Genomic DNA, 17,382 nt, shown 5'->3' on the forward strand with positions numbered 1-17,382 from the left:
CAGGCAATATGACAAACCGACCCCATACCCCGACCCTCGACAAGGTGCACCTGCCCGCCGACCTGCGGCAGATGTCCGACACGGATTTGCACAAGGTGGCGCACGAGCTGCGGGCCGAGACCATTTCGGCCGTCAGCCAGACCGGCGGCCACCTCGGGGCGGGGCTGGGGGTGGTCGAGCTGACCGTGGCGCTGCACGCGGTGTTCGAGACGCCGCGCGACCGTCTGATCTGGGACGTGTCGCACCAGACCTATCCGCACAAGATCCTCACCGGGCGGCGCGACCGGATCAGGACGTTGCGCCAGAAGGACGGGCTGTCGGGCTTCACCAAGCGGTCCGAGAGCCCCTATGATCCGTTCGGCGCGGCGCATTCCTCGACCTCGATCTCGGCTGCGCTGGGCTTTGCCGTGGCGCGGGATCTGGGCGGCGATCCGGGGGATGCCATCGCGGTAATCGGCGACGGGGCGATGTCGGCCGGCATGGCCTATGAGGCGATGAACAACGCGGGCCATCTGGGCAAGCGGCTGATCGTCATCCTCAACGACAACGACATGTCCATCGCGCCGCCGGTCGGGGCGATGTCGTCCTACCTGTCGCGCCTCTACGCCGGCGCCCCGTTCCAGGAGCTCAAGGCCGTCGCCAAGGGCGCGGTCAGCTTTCTGCCGCCGCCGTTCCAGGAGGGGGCGCGCCGCGCCAAGGAGATGCTCAAGCACCTGACCGTCGGCGGGACCCTGTTCGAGGAGCTGGGGTTTTCCTACCTCGGGCCCATCGACGGGCATGACCTCGATCAGCTGCTGGCGGTGCTGCGGACGGTCAGGTCGCGCGCGGACGGGCCGATCCTGATCCACGCGATCACCCAGAAGGGCAAGGGCTATGCCCCTGCCGAGGAAGCTCGCGACAAGGGCCACGGGGTGGCGAAGTTCAACGTGCTCACGGGCGAGCAGAAGAAGGCGACGCCCAACGCGCCGTCCTATACCTCGGTTTTCGCCAATGCCCTGTGCGACCAGGCGGCGCGGGACGACAAGATTGTGGCCGTCACGGCGGCGATGCCGGACGGCACCGGCCTCAAGACCTTCATGGAGCGCTATGGCTCGCGCTGTTTCGATGTGGGTATCGCCGAGCAGCACGCGGTGACGTTTTCGGCGGGGCTGGCCGCGGGCGGGATGAAACCGTTCTGCGCGATCTATTCCACGTTTCTGCAGCGGGGCTACGACCAGGTCGTCCACGATGTCGCGATTCAGCGCCTGCCGGTGCGCTTTGCCATCGACCGGGCCGGGCTTGTGGGCGCGGACGGTGCGACCCACGCTGGCAGCTACGACGTCGCCTTCCTGTCGAACCTGCCCGGCATGGTGGTGATGGCCGCGGCCGACGAATCAGAACTTGTGCGCATGGTTGCCACTGCCGCGGCCCATGACGACGGTCCAATCGCCTTCCGCTTTCCGCGTGGCGAGGGGGTGGGCGTCGAGATGCCGTTGGACCCGCAACCGCTGGAGATCGGCAAGGGCCGTGTCGTGCGCCAGGGCAGCCGCGTGGCGCTGCTGTCCTTCGGCACCCGCCTGTCGGAGGCGGAGGTCGCCTGCGAAAGGCTGGAGCAGCGCGGCATCACCCCGACGCTGGCCGACGCGCGGTTCGCCAAGCCGCTCGACCGTGGGCTGATCCTGTCGCTGGCCCGCGACCACGAGGCGCTGATCACCATCGAAGAGGGGGCCGTCGGCGGGTTCGGCAGCCACGTGGCGCAGCTTTTGTCCGAGGAAGGCGTGTTCGACGCGGGCCTTGCGTACCGGTCCATGGTGCTGCCCGATGTGTTCATCGACCAGGCCTCTCCGCGGGACATGTACGCGGTCGCGGCGCTCAACGCCGAGGATATCGAGGCCAGGGTGCTGCAGACGCTGGGCGTCGAGATCATGACCAAGCGGGCCTGACCTGATTGAGAGGCGCCTGCGGCGCCTCGCAGTTCTCCGGGAAAAAGATCCCATGTGAGCCCGTCGGAGCCGGCGGCGCACGCGTTGCGGCCGTGGTCAGGGCCGGTCGGCGAGCCGTTTCTCGATGGCTTCGAGCCGGGCGAGGACCTCGTCGCGATAGCTGTCGGTCCGGGCGGCGTCTTCCTCGCTGTGGGCGTCCTGCATCGAGTTCACGATCAGGCCGACCAGCAGGTTCACCACCGCGAAGGTCGTCACCATGATGAAGGGCACGAAGAAGGCCCAGGCCGCCGGGTAGACCTCCATCACCGGGCGCACGATGCCCATCGACCAGCTTTCCAGCGTCATGATCTGGAACAGGGAATAGGCGGATCGGCCAAGGCTGCCGAACCAGTCCGGGAACGCGCCGCCGAAGAGTTTCGTCGCCATCACCGCGCCGATGTAGAAGATGATCCCCATCAGCAGGAACACGCTGCCCATGCCGGGAAGCGCGGTGATGAACCCCTCGACCACCCGGCGCAGGCGCGGCGCCACCGACATCACGCGCAGCACCCGGAGGATCCGCAGCGCCCTCAGGACCGACAGCCCTTGCGACGCGGGGACCAGCGAGGCCCCGACGATGATGAAGTCGAAGATGTTCCAGCCGTTGCGCGGAAACCGCGAGCCCTGCGCATAGATCTTGGCCGCAAGCTCCACGGTGAAGATCGCGAGACAGGCCCGGTCGAGCCAGGTGATGAGCTCTCCGGCAACGGCCATCGCGGTCGTGGAGGTCTCCAGCCCCAGGATGACGGCATTGAACAGGATCACCGCGATGATCGCGTTGCGGACGCGGGGCGTCTCGAGAAAGGCGTCCAGCCGGTCGCGGTGGGTCATGGGCTCTCCTGCTATGGTCCAGGGTCACATCTGGGCAGGTCAGCCACCCGCTTCAAGAAGGGCCCGCAGGCCGCTGCGGTAATCGGGGTAGGTGAGCGAGAGCCCCAGCTCTTCGATCATCCGGCGATTGGAGACCTTCTTGCTCTCGGCATAGAAGCTTCGGGCCATCGGGCTCATCTCGGCGGTCGCGAAATCCTCAGCGGGGGGCAGCGGCATCCCCAGGAGCTCGGCGGCGTGGGCGATGACGTCCTCGGGCGGGGCCGGGTCGTTGTCGCAGACGTTGTAGACCGCCCCCGGATCGGGGCGCGCGATGGAGGCCGCGAGGGTCTGCGCGATGTCGTCCACATGGATGCGCGAGAAGACCTGACCGGGCTTGACGATCCGCCGCGCGGTGCCGGCGCGCACCTTGGCGAAGGGGCCGCGCCCGGGCCCGTAGATGCCCGCCAGGCGAAAGATGTGCAGCGGCAGGTCCAGCGCCCGCCATTCGGCCTCTGCCGCCACCCGCAGCCGGCCCCGGTGCGTCGCGGGATCAAGCGGAGTCGATTCGTCGACCCAGGCGCCGGCGTGATCGCCATAGACGCCCGTGGTCGACAGGTAGCCGGCCCAGGCGATGCCGTCCCGCCGGGCTGCGATCGCACCGGCGAGGTCGGCCAGCACCGGGTCGCCCGCCTCCGTCGGCGCGGCGGAGGCGAGGATATGAGTCGCGCGGTCCAGGGCACCGGAGAGGTCCGCGCCGGGCCAGACGAGGGGCTCTACGCCGGTCTCGGCCAGCGTTTCGGCCTTTTCCGCGCTGCGGGTGGTGCCGATCACAGTCCAGCCATGGGGGATCAGCCGGCGGGCGAGGGCCTGGGCGGAATAGCCGTGGCCGAAGGAGAGCAGGGTTCTGGTCATGCCTCCCCAGATGTCGGGGACGGGGCCCTTTGGCAAGGGGGGCGTGCGGGCAAGCGCCCGCGCGGAGTTGACGGCGGCGCGTCGGGCCGTAGGTAGGCGGTCAACGGTCACAAGAGGGTCCCGATGCTCATTGTCATTTCGCCAGCCAAATCGCTGAACGAGGCGCCGGTCGACGTCCGGCCGTCCGAGCCCGTTTTCGCGGACGAGGCCCTGCGGCTGGCCAGGACGGCGCGGAACCTCACGCTAAAGGATCTGCGGTCGCTGATGTCGATCTCGGAGGATCTGGCGCGGCTCAACCGCGACCGGTTCCGGGACTTCAGCGCCGAGCCCGGGCCCGACGAGATCAAGCCCGCCGCGCTGATGTTCGCCGGCGACACCTACCAGGGGCTGGAGGCCGCCACCCTGGCCGAGGGGGACATGGCCTATGCGCAGGAGCATTTACGGATCCTGTCCGGCCTCTACGGCCTTTTGCGGCCGCTCGACGGGATTCAGCCCTATCGGCTGGAAATGGGATCGAGGCTGAAGACCCGCCGGGGCAAGAGCCTCTATGACTTCTGGGGCGACCGGATCGCCAAGGCGCTGAACCAACAGGCCGAGGACATGGGCACCGACATCCTGCTGAATTGCGCCAGCCAGGAATATTTCGGCGCAACCGATCACAAGGCCCTGAAGCTTCGGGTCATCACGCCCGCCTTTTACGAGGACAAGGGCGGCAAGCGGCAGATGGTCAGCTTTTACGCCAAGCAGGCGCGGGGGGCCATGGCACGCTTCGCGGTCGAGACGCGGGCGACCGAGCCCGCCGACCTCGAGGGGTTCGAGACCGGCGGCTACAGGTTCGATCCGGAGGCCAGCGAGGACGGCAAGCCGGTCTTCGTGCGGCCCTACCCGGAAGGCTGAGGCAGGGCCGGGCGGGGCTGCGCCGGGTGCCGGCGTGGCAGGGTCATCGCGCGGTATCTTGCGCGAATGGTCCGGTTTTCCTCACCTTCGCCTGCACAGGGGAATCGTTGCCAAGGCAGGGCCGCCCTGTCACCCTCTGGGGTATTGATCCTAGGGAGTTTGTCCGATGATCCGTTTGATCCTTGCCTTCGCTCTGCTGGTCGTTCCCGGTCTTGTGACAGCGCAGCAGGACGTGGTTCCGGACCGGCGGGTTGCGATTTCACGGAACCTGGATTTCTACGGATCGGACCTTGCGAGCATCTTCGACACGACGCTGGACGCCTGCCAGGCGGCCTGCCTCGCGAACACGCAATGCGTCGGATTCACCTATAATCAGCGCAACGGGTCCTGTTTCCCGAAAGGGGCCGTGACCGAGGTGCAGCCCTATGACGGGGCGGTCTCGGCGCGGATCTATCCCACGGACCCGGCGGTCCTGGCCGCGGCGCCCGAGAAGATCGCTCGGCTGGATTTCCTGCGGCCGGGCGATCTGTCCGAGGCGCGGACCCTCGGCCAGACCATCGGGCGGCTGCATTCCACCGACGAGCAGGATCCGGACGCCATGATCGCCCTGGCGCAGGAACGCCGGCGGGACGGCGCCCGAACCAGTGCCATGCGCTTTACCGGCGCGGCCCTTGCGGTGACGGATGATGCGGAGCTCTGGATCGACTATTCGGTGCTTTCCCGGTCTGCCTCCGACCGCGAGGAGCGGGGCCGCGCCGTTCCCGCCGCGCTCAACGGCTTTCTGCGGGCGACGAGCCCGGCCCAGGAGCATACGGCGCTTGTCGCCCTCGCGCAGGCGCTGGAGGAGGACCGGCGCGGACGCCAGATGATAGACGCCCTGCGCCTGGCCCAGGACGCGCAGTTCCGGCGCGACACCGAGGTTCTGCTGGACGATGCCATCGGCAAATACGGGTTCCGGGTCCTCGATACCGATGTGGAAAGCGACAGCGCCGAACCGCGCCTTTGCGCGGAATTGTCGGAGGATCTGGTGCAGGCCGGGGTCGACTATGCCCCCTACGTGCAATTGCCCGACAGGACGCTGACCGTCAGCGGGTCGGGCCAGCAGATCTGCGTCGATGGCGTGGCCCATGGCGAGCGCTATCGCATCGTCCTGCGCGAGGGGCTGCCGGCCGAAAGCGGCGAAGTGCTGGCACGGCCGGTGGAGCTTGAATTCTACGTGCGGGACAGGACGCCGCAGGTGCGCTTTGCCGGGCGCGGCTATGTCCTGCCCCGGACCGGTGACGCGGCGCTGCCGCTGGGCTCGGTCAATGTCGAGACGGTGGAGCTGTCGCTTTACCGGGTGTCGGACGGCAACCTCGTGCGGTCCATGCAGGAGGATCTCTTCGCGCAGCCGATCTATGACTACCGCGAGGATTTCTTCGCGACCTCGATCGGGACGCCTGTCTGGCAGGGCAGCGCGACCGTGGGGATGGAGCTGAACCAGGACATGACCGCGCGCCTGCCGCTGGACGCGGCCATCGCGGGGCAGGCGCCGGGCGTCTACGTCTTGCGGGCGACTGTCCCCGATGTCGACCAGCGCGACACGCCGGCGGCGACCCAGTGGTTCGTTCTGTCGGATCTCGGCATCGCGACGATGCAGGGGGTCGACGGGCTGACGATCATGGTCCGGTCGCTGGGCGATGCCAGCGCCACCGCCGGTGCGGAGGTCACGCTTGTCAGCCGGGCGAACGCCGTCCTCGGCACGGCCACGACCGATGCCCAGGGCGTGGCCCGTTTCGATCCCGGTCTGACCCGGGGCGTGGGGGCCGCGTCGCCCGCGCTGGTGACCGTCGAGACCGGCGACGACATGGCCTTTCTGTCGCTGACAGACCCGGCCTTCGATCTGTCCGACCGGGGTGTCGAGGGGCGCGAGCCGGCCCCGCCGATCGACGTGTTCCTGACCACCGATCGCGGCGCATACCGCGCGGGCGAGACGATCTTCGCCACCGCCCTGATGCGCGACGCCGAGGCCCTGGCAGAGCCGGGCGTGCCGCTGACCGCGATCCTGACCCGGCCCGACGGGGTCGAATACTCGCGCCACTTCTCGGGCGACGATCTGGCCGGCGGACACGTCTTCGCGCTGCCGGTTGCGCCGTCGGCGCCGCGCGGGGTCTGGTTCGTCGCCGTCCACACCGATGTGGACGCGGCGCCCCTGGCGACCGAGACCGTGCTGGTCGAGGATTTCCTGCCCGAACGGATCGACGTGGAGCTTGCGCTTGCCGATGTCCTGCGCCAGTCCGAGACGCCGCCTCTCGGGGTTCAGGCCGATTACCTCTTCGGCGCCCCCGCCGGCGGCCTGACCGTCGAGGGAGAGATCGTCCTGCGCGCCGCCAGCGCGGTCGAGGGGTTCCCGGGCTACATCTTCGGCCGCCACGACGCGCCATTCTCGCCGCGCGCCGAGAGCTTCGGCGGCGGCTGGCAGACCGACGACACCGGCGCCGCGACCGTCGATCTGCCGATCCCCGAGGCCGATGCCGGCGGGCGGCCGCTGGAATTGCTCGTCACCGCCCGGGTGCAGGAGCTTTCGGGCCGCCCGGTCGAGCGCAGCACCCGGGCGCAGGTCCTGCCCGACAGCGACCTGATCGGCATCAAGCCGGCGTTCGACGGGACCCTGTCCGAAGGCGCCGAAGCGGAATTCCGCGTCATCGGCCTGGATTCCGGGCTGGAGCCGGAACAGATGGAGGTGGTCTGGACGATCAACCGCGTCACCAGCCGCTACCAATGGTATCGCGTCAACGGCCGCTGGCTGTGGGAGCCGATCACCACCCGCGAGCGGATCGCCACGGGCGAGGGCATGCTGGGCGCCGAGCCCCTGCGCATCGGGGCGCCGGTCACCTGGGGCCGCTACGAGGTTGTGGTGGAGCGGACGGGCGCCGATTATCTCGCGTCGTCCACCTCGTTCTACGCGGGCTGGTATGCGCCGGCCGATACATCCGTGACGCCCGACCTGCTGGAGGCGTCGCTGGACGCCGAAAGCTATGCCGTGGGCGACACCGCGCAATTCCGGATCGTGCCGCGCTATGCGGGCACCGCCGTGGTCACGGTGATGTCCAACCGGGTGATCTCGATGCAATCGGTCGAGGTCGGCGAGGGCGAGAACGTCATCCCCCTGACCGTGACCGACGAATGGGGGGCCGGCGCCTATGTCACCGCCTCGGTCATTCGGCCCATGGACGTGGACCAGGGGCGCAACCCGGCCCGCTCGCTGGGGCTGGCCCATGCCGCCGTGGACCCGGGCCCGAAGGCGCTCGACGTCAGCATCGAGGCGCCGGAATCGGCAATGCCCCGTGCCCCGCTCGAGGTGGCCGTGGCGGTCGATGGCGTGGCCGAGGTCGAGACGGCCTATGTGACGCTTGCGGCGGTGGATGTCGGCATCCTCAACCTCACCGGTTTCGACAGCCCCGATCCGCAGGGCCATTACTTCGGTCAGCGAAAGCTGGGCGTCGAGATGCGGGACCTTTACGGGCGGTTGCTGGACGGCATGACCGGCGCCATGGGCGAGGTCCGCTCGGGCGGTGACAGCGGTGCGATGCCCGGGGCACAGGCGCCGCCGCCCACCGAGGAACTGGTGGCCTATTTCGAAGGCCCGGTGACCGTGGGCGCCGACGGCAAGGCGCGGGCTGTGTTCCAGATGCCGGCCTTCAACGGCACGGTGCGGCTGATGGCCGTGGCCTGGTCCGCCGGCGGCGTCGGGCAGGCCGAGGCGGATGTGCTCGTCCGCGATCCGGTCGTCGTCAACGTCACCGTGCCGCGGTTCATGGCGCCGGGCGATCGCAGCCGGATGCTGATCGAGGTCACCCATGCCTATGGCCCCACCGGCTTCGTCGGGCTGGAGGCCACATCCGACGGGATCGACGTGGGGATGCCCGGCGGGCTGTTCGGGGGCGATGTCGCGGACAAGACCGGCTTTGTCCGGTCCCTGCCGCTCGTGGCCGACGCGGCCGGGGTGCAGGAGATTACCGTGGCGGCCACCCTGCCGGACGGCACCAGGCTGGAGCGGACGGTGACCGTCCCGGTGGAGCGCAACGACCCCGTGGTCTCGCGCACCTCGCGGTTCACGCTTGCGTCGGGCGATGTCTTTGCCTTCGACGACCAGGTCTTTGCGGGCTTTGTACCGGGGTCGGGCAGTGCCACCCTTTCAGTCGGGCCGCTCGCGCGGTTCGACGCGCCCGGCCTTCTGGCGATGCTCGACCGCTATCCCTATGGCTGCACAGAGCAGGTCACCTCGGGCGCCCTGCCGCTGCTCTATTTCGACCAGGTCGCCGTGGCGATGGGGCTGGAGCAGGCCGATACGATCTCGACCCGGATCGAGGAGGCGGTCGCGACGATCCTCACCCGGCAAGCGCGCAACGGGTCCTTCGGCATGTGGCGGCCGTCTTCGGGCAACCTCTGGCTGGACGCCTATGTCACGGATTTCCTAAGCCGGGCCAGGGCGCGGGGCCACGACGTGCCGGATGTCGCCTTCGAGATGGCGGTCAACAACCTGTCCAACCGGGTGAATTACTATCCCGATTTCGACACTGGGGCCGAGGATCTGGCCTATGCCCTGCTGGTCCTCGCCCGCGAGGGGGCCGCGGCCATCGGTGACCTGCGCTATTACGCGGACGAGAAGGCGGATGCCTTCGGTTCTCCGCTCGCGGCGGCCCAGCTTGGCGCGGCGCTTGCGCAATACGGAGAGCAGCGCCGCGCCGACAAGATGTTCGGGCGTGCGCAGGCGGTCCTGTCCAACCGGCTCGCGGCCGAGGAGAGGGCCTATTGGCGGGCGGATTTCGGCACCGACCAGCGGGACGCGGCCGCCGTTCTGACCCTCGCGGTGGAGGCCGGGTCGACCGCGGTCGACACTGCTCGGCTGGCCGGCGCGATCGCGCAGTCCGGCCGGGCCTCGACGCAAGAGGCGGCCTGGACGCTGCTGGCCGCAAACGCACTGGTCGACGACCTGCGCGAGGCCGGGGTGACGGTGAACGGAGAGCTTCCGGACGGCCCCCTTGTCCACCTGCGGGAGGATGCCGCGGATGCGGCGCCAGTCCTCTTCGAGAACGGCGGCGACGACGTCGCGCTGACGCTGACGACCTTCGGGGTTCCCGAGGTGCCGGAGCCGGCGGGGGGCAACGGCTATGCCATTTCGCGCAAGTACTACACGCTGGACGGGCAAGAGACTCAGCCCTCCGGCCAGCAGGTCGGCACCCGTCTTGTGGCGGTGGTGACCGTGCGGCCCTTCGGCCGGCAGGAGGCGCGGCTGATGGTCGACGACCCGCTGCCCGCCGGGTTCGAGATCGACAACCCGAACCTGTTGCGCGGCGGCGATATCTCGGGGCTTGAATGGCTCGAGATGGCAGAGCCCGAGACGGCCGAGTTCCGGTCCGACAGGTTCCTTGCCGCGGTGGACCGGCAATCGGCCGCGTCGTTCAACCTGGCCTATGTCGTCCGTGCGGTCTCTCCGGGAGAGTTCCATCACCCCGCGGCCAGCGTCGAGGACATGTATCGACCCCAGATGCGCGCCCATACGGACCCGGGCCTGGTGACCGTCGTCGAATGACGGGCCGCAGCCTCGCCGTTCTGCTCGTCGCCTGTGTGCTGGTTCTGGGCGGGCTGGCGGCGGGCCGGGACGCTTTCGACCGTTGGGTCGATGCGACGGACCTGCCGCCTCTGGTGGCGGAAACCTCCGTCGAGGTGCTGGATCGCGACGGCATCCTGCTGCGCCCGTTCCTCGTGGCGGATGGGCGCTGGCGGCTGGCGGTGCCGTTCGAGGGGGTCGATCCGACCTATGTCGACATGCTCGTGCGCTACGAGGACAAGCGCTTCTGGGATCACCACGGGGTCGACCCGGTGGCGATGATACGGGCCGTCGGCCAGGCGCTGCGCCATGGGCGGATCATCTCCGGCGGCTCAACCCTGACGATGCAGGTGGCGCGGATCCTCGAGGATGGCACGACCGGGCAGGTGGGTGGCAAGCTGCGGCAGATACGCGTGGCGCTGGCGCTGGAACGCCGGCTGTCGAAGGAACAGATCCTCACGCTCTACCTGAACCGGGCGCCGTTCGGCGGCAACCTGGAGGGGGTCCGGGCCGCGTCCATCGCCTATTTCGCCAAACCGCCCGGGCGGCTGACGCCGGCGCAGGCGGCGCTGCTCGTGGCGCTGCCGCAATCGCCCGAGGCCCGCCGCCCCGACCGCGACCCGGCGGCGGCGCGGGCGGCGCGCGACCGCGTGCTGGCGCGGATGGCGCGGGACGGCATCCTGACAAGCGCCGGGGCGCAGGCCGCGGTGACCGAGGCCGCGCCCGCCGGCCGGGTCGACTTTCCCGCGCTCGCCGCTCACCTGGCCGAGCGCGTGACCTCCGAGGACCCGGAGGCGGGCATCCACCGGCTGACGCTGGACGCGGGCCTTCAGGCCGGGCTGGAGGCGCTGGCCGCCGAGGCCGTGCGCGACGCCGGGGCGCGGATGCAGGTCGCCATCGTCGTCGCAGATCACCGCACCGGCGAGATCCTGGCGCAGGTCGGCTCGGCCGCCTATCGCGCGGACGCGCGGCAGGGCTTCGTCGACATGACACGGGCGCTGCGCTCGCCCGGCTCCACGCTCAAGCCGCTGATCTACGGGCTGTCCTTCGACCAGGGGCTGGCCCATCCCGAGACGTTGATCGCCGACAGGCCGGTGAGTTTCGACGGCTACGCGCCGCAGAATTTCGACGGCCTGTTCCGGGGCGAATTGCGGGTCCGGCGGGCGCTGCAGCTGTCGCTCAACGTGCCTGTCGTCGCCCTGCTGCAGGCGCTGGGGCCGCAACATCTGCTGACCGCGCTGCGCCGCGCGGGCGCCGAGCCGGTGCTGCCGGGCGGCCGGCCGGGCCTGGCGATCGGGCTGGGCGGCCTTGGCCTGACGCTGGAGGACATGATGCGGGTCTACGCGGCGCTTGGCCATGGCGGCGAGGCGGTCGATCTGCGGGTGCGCGGGGCGGCCACCACGGGCTTTGTTCCCCACCGGCTGATGAATCGCGCCGCGGCCTGGCAGGTCGCGGACATCCTGCGCGACGCGCCCCGGCCTGCCGGGGTGATCGGCGAGGGCATCGCTTTCAAGACCGGCACCTCCTACGGCTATCGCGACGCCTGGGCACTAGGCTTCGACGGGGCGCATGTGGTCGGCGTCTGGATGGGCCGCGCCGATGGCACCCCGGTGCCGGGGATGTACGGCGCCGGGCTCGCGGCCCCGGTCATGTTCGCCGCCTTCGAACGGGTGGCGCCCGAGGTCACCCCCCTGCCGCCCCCGCCGCCCGAAACCGTGATCGTCGCAAATGCGGGCCTGCCGCAGGCGCTTCGGCGCTTCCGCGCCCCAGGGGAGGTGGTCGAGCGGGACGGACCCCGGATCGCCTTTCCCCCCGAGGGCGCCGTGGTCGAGGGTGAGGCGCTGGTCCTCAAGGTGCGCGACGGCGCGGCCCCGTTCACCTGGCTGGCCAACGGGGCGCCGGTTGCCAGCGGTCACCGCCGGGAGGTGCAGATCAGCGGCCTCGGGCGCGGCTTCTCGACGCTGTCGGTGATCGACGCCGAAGGGCGCGCGGCCCGGGTTTCGATCGAGATGCGCTAAGATCCCCGCGGATCGGCTTGAATTGGCCGAAAACCCTCACGGCGCCGTGAAAGACTGCGGTTTCTTCGGCACAGTTAGTGACAAATCCGACACGTGGTCGATTGACCATGCGCCGGCGAAGGCGCTTGCATTGCTCGTGGGCGATGTCTGGGGGCCTGCCTTATGCGATGTAACGTGATTCTGACGATTTGCCGATTCATCCGGTTGACTGCGATCAGTTTCGCGGTCTTCGCCGTCGTGCCCTATCTGCCGATCCTGGCGTGGGAGACGCTGCGGTGACCTGGCCCATTGTTCTGTTCTTCGTGCTTCAGGGGGTGATATTCCTGGCCTGGGCGGCGCTGGCGTTTCGGACGCTGTTCCACCTGCGGACCCTGGCGGTCGCCGAAACCGGCCGGATTTTTCCCGGCCCGCTCACCTTTCTGGGGGCGGTTTCGGGCTGGCTGCGGGACCCGGACGAGGCGCTTCCGCGGCGGCTTTTGGCTGGAATGACCTTTCTTCTGTTCGCCTTGGCCGGGATCTCTTCGGTCGCGTGACTTTCCGCCGGCGGCGGACGTGTTAGGTCCTGCGCAAAGCAAGGAGTCTTTGCGTGCTGGATGTCCGTGACGTCAGTAAGAGTTACCCCGGGGCCGAGGGGCCGGTGCCCGTGCTGCAAGGCGTGTCCCTGACGCTGGCGCGGGGCGAGACGCTTGCTTTGACGGGCGAGTCCGGATCGGGAAAGTCCACGCTTCTGCACCTGATCGGCGGGCTCGACGCGCCCGATGCGGGCTGGATCACGCTGGCGGGCGAAGAGTTGACCGCGATGGATGATCGCGGCCGGGCGCGGATGCGGCGCGACGTGGTCGGCGTCGTGTTCCAGCAGTTCAACCTGATCCCCTCGCTGAATGTAGGGGCCAATATCGCGTTTCAGGCGCGGATGGCGGGCCGTCACGATGCCGCCTGGTGCGATGCCCTCGCCAGCCGGATGGGGCTGGCCGCGCATCTGGGCAAATACCCCGAGCAATTGTCGGGCGGTCAGCAACAGCGCGTCGCCATCGCCCGCACTCTGGCCGCCCGGCCCACGCTGGTGCTGGCGGATGAGCCCACCGGCAACCTCGACGAAACGTCGGCCCACGGGGTGCTGGAGCTGATGCTGGAGCTGGTGGCCGAGACCGGAGCGGCGCTGCTCGTCGTCACCCATTCCGAGCGCATTGCCGCGGCGATGGGCCGCCGGCTGCACCTGGAACGGGGGCGGATCGCATGATCGCGCAGGGACTGCGGGCGTTGCTGGGCCACTGGCTGCGCAATCCGCTTCAGCTGTTCACGCTGGTGGCGGGGCTCGCGCTGGCGACCGCGCTCTGGTCCGGGGTGCAGGCGGTGAATGCCGAGGCGCGGGCAAGCTACGATGCCGCCGCCGCCACGCTGGGCGAGGGCCGTTTCGCGCAGATCCTCGACAGCGAGGGGGCGGAGATCCCCCTTGCGGACGTGGTGGCGCTGCGTCGCGCCGGCTGGCTGGTCTCGCCGGTGGTCGAGGGGCGTCTGAACTTTGTCCGCATCGTCGGCCTCGACCCGCTGACCGCGCCCGGTGGGCTGGGGCCGGTCGATCTTGGCAGCGGGCCCGAGGTCGGGACCTTCCTGGGCGGCGCGGGCCAGGTGTTTGGCACGGCGGAGGCGCTGGAGGCGCTTGGCGATGTCGCGCCCGAAAAGGTGCTGTCGCCGGATGTGGCGCCGATGACGGTCGTGACGGATATCTCGGTGGCCTCGCGGCTGCTTGGGCAGGACGGGGCCTCGCGGCTGATCGTGGCGCCCGCCCAGCCAATCGGACAGCCGCCCCTCGCCGAGGTCGCCCCCGGCCTTTCCCTGCGGCCCGCGCAGCAGGGGGCGGATGTCGGGCGGCTGACGGACTCGTTCCACCTGAACCTGACCGCCTTCGGCTTCCTCAGCTTTGCCGTCGGCCTGTTCATCGTCCACGGCGCCATCGGCCTCGCGTTCGAGCAGCGGCGCCCGATGGTGCGGACCCTGCGGTCGCTCGGGATGCCGCTCGACCGGCTGATCGCGTTGATGGCGGCAGAGCTTCTGGGGCTCGCGCTGGTGGCGGGGGCGCTGGGCGTGGCGCTTGGCTATCTGATCGCGGCGGCGCTCTTGCCGGACGTGGCCGCGACGCTCAGCGGCCTCTACGGGGCGCAGGTGTCGGGCGCGCTGGAGCTGCGGCCGATCTGGTGGCTGGCCGGCCTGGGGATCGCGATGCTGGGGACGGCCGCCGCCGGGGGCGGGGCGCTGTGGCGGATGGCGCGGATGCCGCTTCTGGCCTCGGCCCGGCCGCGGGCCTGGGCGATGGACGCGGGCCGTGGCCGCGGGCTGCGCAGTGCCGTGGCGGTGATCCTGCTGGCGCTCGCCGGGGCGCTTGCGTGGCTCGGATCGGGGCTGATCGCGGCCTTCGCGGCGCTTGGCAGCCTGCTGATCGGCGCGGCCTTCGCGCTGCCGCTGGTCCTGGAACTTGGCACCCGCATCGGCGCGACGCTCGCACGTGGCCCCCGGGCCGACTGGTTCTGGGCCGACACGCGGCAGCAGCTGCCGGGACTGTCGCTGGCCCTGATGGCGCTGCTTCTGGCGATGGCGGCGAATGTGGGGGTTTCGACGATGGTCTCGTCGTTCCGCCTGACATTCACCGGCTTTCTCGACCAGCGCCTCGCCTCCGAGCTCTACGTCACCGCCGAGGATGCCGACGAGGCGGCGCGGCTGGTCGCCTTTCTCGCGCCGCAGGTCGACGCGGTGCTGCCCATCGTGTCGGTCGACCGGGCGGTGGCCGGGTTTCCGGCCGAGATCTACGGCACGCGCGACGACCGCACCTACCGGCAGAACTGGGTCTTTCTGGAGGCCGCGCCCGGCGCCTGGGACGCGGTCTTTGCCGGGCAGGGCGCTGTGGTGAACGAGCAATTGTTCCGCCGGGCAGGTCTGATGCTGGGGCAGGAGATCGCCGTCGCGCCGGGCACGGCCCTGCCGGTCGTGGGTGTCGTGGGCGACTATGGCAACCCGATCGGGCAGGTGATCCTTGGCGAGGCGCAGTTCTCGGAGCTTTACCCGGATGCCCGTGCGCTGCGGTTCGGGCTGCGCACGGCCGAGGCCGAAACCGTCGCCGACTGGCTGCGGGCGTTCGGCCTGCCCGAAGCCCAGATCATCGACCAGGCGGCGATCAAGGCCTTCTCGCTTCAGGTTTTCGAACGGACTTTCACGGTGACAGGGGCGCTGAACGTGCTGACATTGTCCGTGGCCGGCTTCGCGATCCTGATGAGCCTGCTGACCCTGGCGGCGTTGCGCCTGCCGCAGCTGGCGCCGGTCTGGGCGCTGGGCCTGACCCGCCGGCGGCTGGGCATGCTGGAGCTTGTCCGGGCCGTGTTGCTGGCCGTGCTGACGGCGGCGGTGGCGATCCCGCTGGGGCTGGCGCTGGCGTGGATCCTGCTGACGCAGGTCAACGTAGCCGCCTTCGGATGGCGGTTGCCGATGTATCTGTTCCCGGTCGACTACTTGCGCCTGCTGGCCTTCGCGGTCCTTGCCGGGGCGGTCGCCGCGCTGTGGCCGGCCCGCCGCCTCGCCCGGACACCACCCGCCGATTTGCTGAAAGTCTTCTCCAATGAACGTTAGGACGATGGTATTCGGCCTTATGCCCTGTCTCGCCTCCGCCCAGGGCTTCGCCGGTCTGGGGACCGATGCGGAGGGGTTCACGACGCCCGTGCCGGAACGGGCCTTCGCCTTTCCGCAAGATCACGGGGCGCATCCCGGCTATCGCATCGAATGGTGGTACGTCACGGCATCCCTGACCGCCGAGGACGGCCGCGAGATGGGCGCCCAATGGACGCTGTTCCGCACCGCGCTGGCGCCCGGCGGGGCCGATGAGGCGCAGGTCTGGATGGGCCACGCCGCCGTCACCACGCCGGACGCGCATTTCGTGGCCGAGCGTTTCTCGCGCGGTGGGTTCGGCGCGGCCGGTGTCACGGCCGACCCGTTCGAGGCCTGGATCGACGAATGGCAGATGGCCGGCCCTTCTCTGGACGACCTGCGCCTGCGGGCCTCCTCGCCGGACTTCGCCTACGACCTTGGACTTTCGGCGGAGGCTCCGCTGGTCCGTCACGGCGAAGACGGCTATTCGGTCAAGTCGTCCGAGGGGCAAGCCAGCTATTACTATTCCCAGCCGTTCTACGCGGTCGAGGGCACGATCACCCTGCCCGACGGCGCGGTCGCCGTGACCGGAGAAGCCTGGCTCGATCGCGAGTGGTCGTCGCAGCCGCTGTCGGAAAGCCAGACCGGCTGGGACTGGTTCTCGCTGTCCTTCGACGCGGGCCAGAAGCTGATGGGCTTTCGCCTGCGCGAGACGGGCGGCGCCGATTTCACCTCTGCCACCTGGATCGGCGAGACGGTGGAGGCGCTGCCCGACGGCGCCTTTCAGGCCGACCCGCTGGCGCGGGCAGAGGTTGCCGGGCGCGAGGTGCCGGTGCGCTGGCGGGTGCGGCTGCCCGACAAGGGCGTGGACGTGACCGTCGAGGCGCTCAACCCCGAGGCCTGGATGGCGACCTCCTTTCCCTATTGGGAGGGGCCGGTTACCGTGACGGGCAGCCATCAGGGACGGGGATACTTGGAGATGACAGGCTATGAGTGACATCCACGACACGCTCGACGGGATGCGGGCAGAGGTCTGGGCCCGGCTGATGCTGGGCGTCGTCGATGCGGCGTCCGCCGCGCGGTTCCCGGTTCTGGCGACCGTCAGCCCGACGGGCCTTCCCGAGGCGCGGACGGTGGTGCTGCGCGGAGCCGAGGAGCACGTCTGCGAGGTTCATACCGATCTGCGGTCGGACAAGATCGCCAGCTTGCGGGCGACCCCGTGCGCGGCCCTGCTGATCTGGGAACCAGAGGTCCGGCTGCAGATCCGGCTGGCCTGCCGGGCCGAAATACTCGAGGGCGACGCCGTGGTGGAGCGCTGGGCGCAGGTGCCGGACAGCTCGCAGACCGCCTATGGCAAGCGGCCGCCGCCCGGCACGGTCATCGCCGATTCGCTGGACTACGAGCTGGCGCCGGGGGCCGAGAATTTCGCCGCGCTCCGGCTGGAGGTCGACGAGATCGACGCGGTGCACCTGGGGCCGGATCACCGGCGCGCCCGGTTCGAACGGCGCGACGGCTGGGCCGGGCGCTGGCTGTCGCCGTAGGTCGGGTGTAGCTTGCC

The 17,382-nt window shown here is 69.9% G+C and carries 11 protein-coding genes; 9 read left to right on the forward strand and 2 right to left on the reverse strand.

All coding sequences use genetic code 11. From position 1 onward, the window contains the following. The first annotated feature begins 8 nt into the window (after positions 1-8). Positions 9-1,922: a 1-deoxy-D-xylulose-5-phosphate synthase gene (gene dxs / locus ROA7023_RS05910; RefSeq protein ID WP_085878087.1), complete on the forward strand. Its 1,914-nt coding sequence runs from the start codon at positions 9-11 to the stop codon at positions 1,920-1,922. Positions 1,923-2,018: 96 nt separating this feature from the next. On the opposite strand, the gene ROA7023_RS05915 is transcribed toward dxs, so the two are convergent. Further along, a complete protein-coding gene (locus ROA7023_RS05915) occupies positions 2,019-2,792 on the reverse strand; it encodes an ion transporter (protein WP_085878088.1) in 774 nt (257 codons plus the stop codon). Between the two features lie 39 nt (positions 2,793-2,831). After that, complete coding sequence (locus tag ROA7023_RS05920; protein WP_085878089.1) at positions 2,832-3,683, reverse strand: SDR family oxidoreductase; 852 nt, start codon at positions 3,681-3,683, stop codon at positions 2,832-2,834. 123 nt (positions 3,684-3,806) lie between these two features. On the opposite strand from ROA7023_RS05920, the gene yaaA reads away from it, so the two are divergent. From yaaA to ROA7023_RS05960, 8 genes are all read left to right on the forward strand, one after another. Next, the gene (gene yaaA / locus ROA7023_RS05925; RefSeq protein WP_085878090.1) at positions 3,807-4,580 is read left to right on the forward strand and encodes a peroxide stress protein YaaA; all 774 of its coding nucleotides are present in this window, start codon (positions 3,807-3,809) and stop codon (positions 4,578-4,580) included. Between the two features lie 166 nt (positions 4,581-4,746). Further along, positions 4,747-10,155, forward strand: coding sequence for an alpha-2-macroglobulin family protein (locus tag ROA7023_RS05930; protein ID WP_085878091.1), 5,409 nt, complete (start codon positions 4,747-4,749; stop codon positions 10,153-10,155). Then, positions 10,152-12,191, forward strand: a complete 2,040-nt coding sequence (pbpC, locus tag ROA7023_RS05935; RefSeq protein ID WP_085878092.1) for a penicillin-binding protein 1C — start codon at positions 10,152-10,154, stop codon at positions 12,189-12,191. The genes ROA7023_RS05930 and pbpC overlap by 4 nt, the downstream gene beginning before the upstream one ends. Positions 12,192-12,466: 275 nt before the next feature. Beyond that, positions 12,467-12,724 carry a hypothetical protein gene (locus ROA7023_RS05940; RefSeq protein ID WP_085878093.1) on the forward strand — a complete coding sequence of 86 codons (258 nt, stop codon included), beginning with the start codon at positions 12,467-12,469 and terminating at the stop codon, positions 12,722-12,724. Positions 12,725-12,777: 53 nt separating this feature from the next. Further along, positions 12,778-13,431 (forward strand): ABC transporter ATP-binding protein, encoded by a 654-nt coding sequence (locus tag ROA7023_RS05945; RefSeq protein ID WP_200812462.1) that lies wholly within the window; start codon positions 12,778-12,780, stop codon positions 13,429-13,431. Beyond that, positions 13,428-15,809, forward strand: coding sequence for an ABC transporter permease (locus tag ROA7023_RS05950; protein ID WP_085878095.1), 2,382 nt, complete (start codon positions 13,428-13,430; stop codon positions 15,807-15,809). The genes ROA7023_RS05945 and ROA7023_RS05950 overlap by 4 nt, the downstream gene beginning before the upstream one ends. Then, positions 15,799-16,821: a lipocalin-like domain-containing protein gene (locus ROA7023_RS05955; protein WP_085878096.1), complete on the forward strand. Its 1,023-nt coding sequence runs from the start codon at positions 15,799-15,801 to the stop codon at positions 16,819-16,821. Before ROA7023_RS05950 ends, ROA7023_RS05955 begins: the two co-directional genes overlap by 11 nt. Next, the gene (locus ROA7023_RS05960; RefSeq protein ID WP_085878097.1) at positions 16,814-17,365 is read left to right on the forward strand and encodes a pyridoxamine 5'-phosphate oxidase family protein; all 552 of its coding nucleotides are present in this window, start codon (positions 16,814-16,816) and stop codon (positions 17,363-17,365) included. Before ROA7023_RS05955 ends, ROA7023_RS05960 begins: the two co-directional genes overlap by 8 nt. The last annotated feature ends 17 nt before the right edge of the window (positions 17,366-17,382 follow it).

The organism is Roseisalinus antarcticus (genome assembly GCF_900172355.1).
GTDB classification, from domain to species: Bacteria; Pseudomonadota; Alphaproteobacteria; order Rhodobacterales; family Rhodobacteraceae; genus Oceanicola; species Oceanicola antarcticus_A.